The following is a 3510-nucleotide window of genomic DNA, read 5'->3' as shown; positions in this document are numbered from 1 at the left end:
GATGAACCCAATGATCTGTTCTTCGCTAAATCGACTCTTCTTCATTTCCGCCTCTCTTCAAAAGCGGACTTTACTAACTTCTAGATGGTACGGTCTATAGGGAGCAGGTCAATTGTTCCGCAACAGATAGTTCGACTCTTCCCCCCCATCAACCTGCGGTGTGCTCCACAAACCTCCCCAGATACCGTTGGCGGGTCTTTTTTCCAGCATGATCTCGCTACCGTACTGCAGCAACAGGAACTTTGCCTTGCGCCGGGGAGTATCTTTACGCGGACGGGGTGTCGGCAGCAGCTCGACGCGCGCCGTGTGCAGTGCGGCGCAGTCCCCCTGTACCGGGCAATGCGCACAACGTGGCCGTGCACGGGTACAGACCGTCGCCCCCATATCCATCAGCGCCTGGGTATAGATCGCCACATCGCGCACGGGTAGCAGTTTCTCTGCCTGTTCCCACAATCTCGCCTCGACCTTGCGCTCCCCTGTCCAGCCATCGATACCTCCGTGTCTGGCCAGCACACGTTTCACGTTGCCATCCAGGATCGCACGGCGCTCATGCCACGCCAGAGCCGAGATCGCAGCGGCAGTCGAACGCCCGACTCCCGGCAACGACAATATATGCTCGAAATCGCGCGGGAAACATCCATCATATCTTTCGACGATGAGGCGGGCTGCTTTGTGCAGGTTCCGTCCGCGCGCGTAGTAGCCGAGGCCACTCCAGTGTGCAAGCACCTGCTCTTCTGTGGCAGCTGCCAGTGCAGCGATATCCGGAAAGGATCCGATGAACCGCAGGTAATAGGGAATGACGGTCGTCACCTGCGTCTGTTGCAGCATGATCTCCGACAGCCAGACACGGTATGCCGACTCTCCCTGCCAGGGCAGGTCGTGACGTCCGCATTCTTTCTGCCAGCGTATCAGGCGGTTAGCGAAGGAATTCACAGCGACAATGGCTAACGACCGCTCACTTGAGCAGACCTTTCAAACCTTGCTTCAGTTTTTCTTCTGCTTGCGCTTTCGCAGCGGCCTTTTCCGCATCCAGTTTGGCTTTGGCGGCGGCTCTCTCGGCATCGATCTTTGCCTTGGCTGCGTCTCTCTCTGCTTCCAGTTTGGCTTGAGCGGCTGCTCTTTGCGCATCGAGCTTCTGCTTCAACGCGGCCTTCTCTTCGTTCAGCCGCTGGCGGGCGATATCCGCCAACAGCTCGGCATAGTCCACCTTGATCTGGAGTGCATCGAAAGGACCATAGACTCTGACCGGCAATGTTCCCGTACGCCCCTGATCCGTCTTTGCCAGAATGACCTTGGCCTGATAATCCATTTTGTCTCGGCCGATATCCACATCCCCACTGCCGCTCAAACGCAACACGGTCGAACGGACTGACAAGTCATCGTTGTGCGCGATGCCATCCTTGATCTTCAGGCTGGCTTTGAATTCGGTGAAAGGCGTCTTTTCTCCCTTATCGACACCGAGCGTCTCGGCTTTGCTGTCCTTGCTCAGGTTCTGTACCCCCTGTACCAGCTTGCCCAGATTGATCCCCCGGATCGCGCCATCTTCCAGTTCGACAGAGGCCAAGCCGTTCAGCGCCTTCTTCAGTGCTCCGACGGTATTCCCTTGCGATGTCACCGCCACTGAGATATTGCCCTTGCCTTCGGCCAACTCCAGGTCGGCCGCATCTTTCATCAGGGGCGCGATCTCCACACCACTCAACTGTTGCGTGATAGCGAAGCTGGAAGCATGCGCATCGACACGCAGTTTGCCATTGATCGCCCCCCGATACAGTGCGGCAGACAGCGGCTCGACGATCGCGACACCATCCTTGGCTTTCAGATCCACCCGCAATCTTGTCAGTTTCACATTCGCCGCCTTGAGCGCTCCTATACGCAGACTGCCATTCACATCCAAGGCCTTCAAGGCAGTCAGATCGAAAGGCTGCTCCGGCACGGCGGACTTTTGCGGGGCGTCCTTGGCAGTCTTGGCTGGCAGATAGGGATCCAGATCCAGCTTGTCGATTTCGATGTCGTAGCGGATGACGGGTAATTTGAAATTCTTGATCGCCGCCTCGGCCTTGATCTGACTCTGCAAAATCCCGCCAGAAAACTTGGCGTGGATATTCTGGCGCTCAATATCTGCCTGCACACTTCCCTTTAGATGGCTTTCGACCACTTTACCCGGCAACTTGTCACCGTTCGCCTTGAGCGCGATATCCATATCTTTCAGATTGAATTGCATGGTCTTCAGGCTGCCGATGAGGACTGTGTCGATCTTGGCACTGAGTGACTGCTCGGGTTGTGTCAGATCCGCCTGCAAGGACAGCCCCTGCAAACTGAACTTGTCCATGTCCCCCTTGAACGAAGGAAGGGCCAGCGACGTAGTTGCCCTGCCTAACGCGCCATCCATTTCGGCATTGAAATGCAGGTTCTCGCCGGAGAATTGCTCCTGTTTCAGGCTGATACCAGGCATCACAAGGCGCGCCTGGAACGACTCCCCCGCCCTTTTGCCGCTTGCATTCAAAACCAGCTGTTTCAGAGCGTAATTCTCGGCCGGCAAGTCGACACTGGCGTCACCAGCCATCTTCACTACCAAACCCGTGACATCCATCACATCACCCTCAGCGTTCAACTCGAGTCCTTTGAGACTGTATCTATTTCGCTCAAGATCAAAGTTCAGGGTGGTCGCCATTCGTACGGAGACCTCTGCTCTTGGTTGTGTCATCTTGATTTGCGCAGAGAATGCTACGGGAGTAGGCAGCGCATTGGTCAAACGGCCAGTCTTCAGGCTGAGTTCGGTGACAGCAAGTTTGTTGCCCGCCACTTGGTCATCGAAATGAAGCTCGCAATCCTCGATGTCCAAGCTCGCTATATCAAAGGCCACCGGACTCGATTGCGGTTGTGCAGCAGTGTCTGCTTGCACTTGCGTCCCGGGAGTCAGGAAGTCATCCAGATTGGTTTTCCCATCCTTGTATCGAGTGACATTGATTCTTACGCCATTGACGACGACCTGGTTCACTACCAGCTGCTTCTGAAGCAACGGCCATACCGCGAGGGATACACTTGCATCAGACACCGAGGCAAACACCTGCTCACTCTGGAATTCCGAGAGCGAGACCTTGCCCAGATGCGCACCGATGCTGGGAAAAAACATAAGTTTGATATCACCATCCAGTTTCAAAGTGCGCTGGGTACTGTCTTGCACCGCCTGAATTATCTGGGGCTTGTAGTCATTGGGATCAAAGGTGAGTGCAACATAGGCAAGCACCGTAGAGACTGTCACCACAACACCAAGCAGCGACCACAGTGCGTATTTCAGGATCTTTTTCATGTGCCCACCTTGCTTCTAGAGATGTGCCGATTATATCGGAGACACAAAGCAAAAACCCCTCACCGGTTGCCCGGGAGGGGTTTGCTCTATAAGGAGTCTGACGATGACCTACTTTCACATGGGTAATCCACACTATCATTGGCGCGGGGTCGTTTCACTGTCCTGTTCGAGATGGGAAGGAGTGGGGCCAACCTGCTATG

The 3510-nt window shown here is 55.3% G+C and carries 2 protein-coding genes and 1 rRNA gene; all 3 read right to left on the bottom strand.

Translation table 11 applies throughout. The features are described 5' to 3' along the window. Positions 1-108 precede the first annotated feature (108 nt). A complete protein-coding gene (gene mutY, locus ACYPYQ_RS13475; RefSeq protein ID WP_459724429.1) occupies positions 109-933 on the bottom strand; it encodes an A/G-specific adenine glycosylase in 825 nt (274 codons plus the stop codon). Positions 934-955: 22 nt separating this feature from the next. Continuing rightward, positions 956-3310: an AsmA family protein gene (locus tag ACYPYQ_RS13470; protein WP_459724428.1), complete on the bottom strand. Its 2355-nt coding sequence runs from the start codon at positions 3308-3310 to the stop codon at positions 956-958. A gap of 95 nt (positions 3311-3405) precedes the next feature. Further along, positions 3406-3510: ribosomal RNA gene (rrf, locus tag ACYPYQ_RS13465) — 5S ribosomal RNA — on the bottom strand; the annotation flags it as partial.

The organism is Sideroxyarcus sp. TK5 (assembly GCF_054601595.1).
The sequence above is the reverse complement of the archived record's forward strand: the minus strand, read 5'-3'. Positions and strand labels throughout refer to the sequence as shown.

What these genes read in the sequence shown, in the direction of transcription:
- ACYPYQ_RS13470 (WP_459724428.1), bottom strand. Translation starts at nt 3,310, where the DNA reads ATGAAAAAGATCCTGAAATACGCACTGTGGTCGCTGCTTGGTGTTGTG.